Raw genomic sequence first — 1,703 nt, 5'->3', positions numbered from 1 at the left:
CTGGGTCACAAGGCGATTTCGTATCGGGTGGGCGCCGCGCCCTCGACGGTGCGCGAGACGCTGAGGCGGGCAGCGGTCGCGGGTCTGGCTTGGCCGCTGGGCGCGGATGTCAGCGATGCCGTTCTGGAGGCGGCGCTTTACCGCGCGGCTGGCACCAAGACCGGCCATCGCCGCTGCCCTGAACCGGACTGGGCAGCGATCCATCGCGAGTTGAAGCGCAAGCATGTGACGCTGCAGATCGTGTGGGACGAATATATCGCTCAGCATCCGGAAGGTTATCGCTACAGCCGGTTCTGCGATCTCTATCGTGGCTGGGCGGCGAAGCTGCCGGTCACGATGCGGCAGACCCACGCCGCCGGCGAGAAGCTGTTCGTCGACTATGCGGGCGACAAGGTGGCTGTCGTGGTCGACCGGCTGACCGGCGAAATCCGCGACGCGCACATCTTCGTGGCGGTGTTGGGTGCATCGAGCCTGTCCTATGCCGAGGCGAGCTGGACCGAGACGCTGCCCGACTGGATCGCGGCGCACGTGCGGGCGCTGGAAGCCTTCGGCGGCGCGCCTGCCCTGTTCGTGCCGGACAATGCCAAGGTCGCGGTGATCAAGGCCTGCCTTTACGATCCACAGGTCAACCGCAGCTATGCCGAGATGGCGGCACATTACGACAGCGCGGTGCTGCCGACCCGTCCGCGCCGCCCACGCGACAAGGCCAAGGTGGAGGCCTGCGTGCTGATCGTCGAGCGCTGGCTGTTCGGGCGCCTTCGGCATCGGATCTTCTATAGCCTGGCCGAACTCAACGCCGCGATCGGCGACCTGCTCGCCGACCTCAATGACCGCCGTATCATGCGCCGCGTGGGCCAGACCCGGCGCCAGCTGTTCGAGGCCATCGACAGGCCTGCGCTGAAAGCTCTGCCGCTGGAACCCTATGTCTTCGCCGAATGGCGGCGGCGGCGCGCTGGTCTCGATTATCATGTCGAGATCGAGCGCCATTATTACTCGGTCCCGTATCGCTTCGCGCGCGAGCCGGTCGAGGCGCGGATCACCGCGCGTACGATCGAACTGTTCCACAAGGGTGAACGGATCGCCGCCCATATGCGCGGCTCCGGCAATGGCCGGCACACGACGATATCCGAGCATATGCCGTCATCGCACCGGCGCTTCGCCGACTGGACGATCGAACGCATCGCCACCGAGGCGGCCGCGATCGGCCCCTGTGCCGCCCTGCTGTGCGAGAAAATCCTGACCGATCGCCCGCATCCCGAGCAGGGCTTCCGGGCCTGCCTGGGCATCGTGCGCCTGGTGAAGGGCTTCGGCCGCGAACGGGTCGAAGCGGCGTGCAGCCGGGCGCTCGATATCGGCGCACGCACCTATGGATCGGTCCGATCGATCCTCGACAACCGGCTCGATCAGGCGCCCGCGCCCCGGCAGGCGCGCGACGATCGGACGATCACCCACCCGAATATCCGGGGTTCCCGCTACTATCACTGAAGGAGATCATGATGCTTCAACATCCCACTCTCGACCGGCTGAACGCAATGGGGCTGGCTGGCATGGCCAGGGCGTTCGACGAACTGGCCGCCAATGCCGAAGCCGAGCGGCTCACCCATCCCGAATGGCTGGCGCTGCTGCTCGACCGCGAATGGAGCTTCCGCCACGACCGCAAGCTGGCCGCCCGGCTGCGGTTCGCCAAGCTGCGCCATCAGGCA

The 1,703-nt window shown here is 66.8% G+C and carries 2 protein-coding genes; both read left to right on the top strand.

Annotated features, from left to right (window positions below):
* Positions 1–1,485, top strand: a 1,485-nt coding sequence (gene istA / locus GGQ90_RS28840) for an IS21 family transposase (protein ID WP_188084648.1), incomplete at its 5' end; no start/stop codon positions are given.
* An 11-nt stretch (positions 1,486–1,496) separates the two neighbouring features.
* The coding region (locus tag GGQ90_RS28835; RefSeq protein WP_188084649.1) for an ATP-binding protein at positions 1,497–1,703 on the top strand (207 nt) is incomplete at its 3' end.

Origin of the sequence: Sphingobium scionense (assembly GCF_014197035.1) — a bacterium.
Taxonomy (GTDB): Bacteria; Pseudomonadota; Alphaproteobacteria; order Sphingomonadales; family Sphingomonadaceae; genus Sphingobium; species Sphingobium scionense.
The sequence above is the reverse complement of the archived record's forward strand: the minus strand, read 5'-3'. Positions and strand labels throughout refer to the sequence as shown.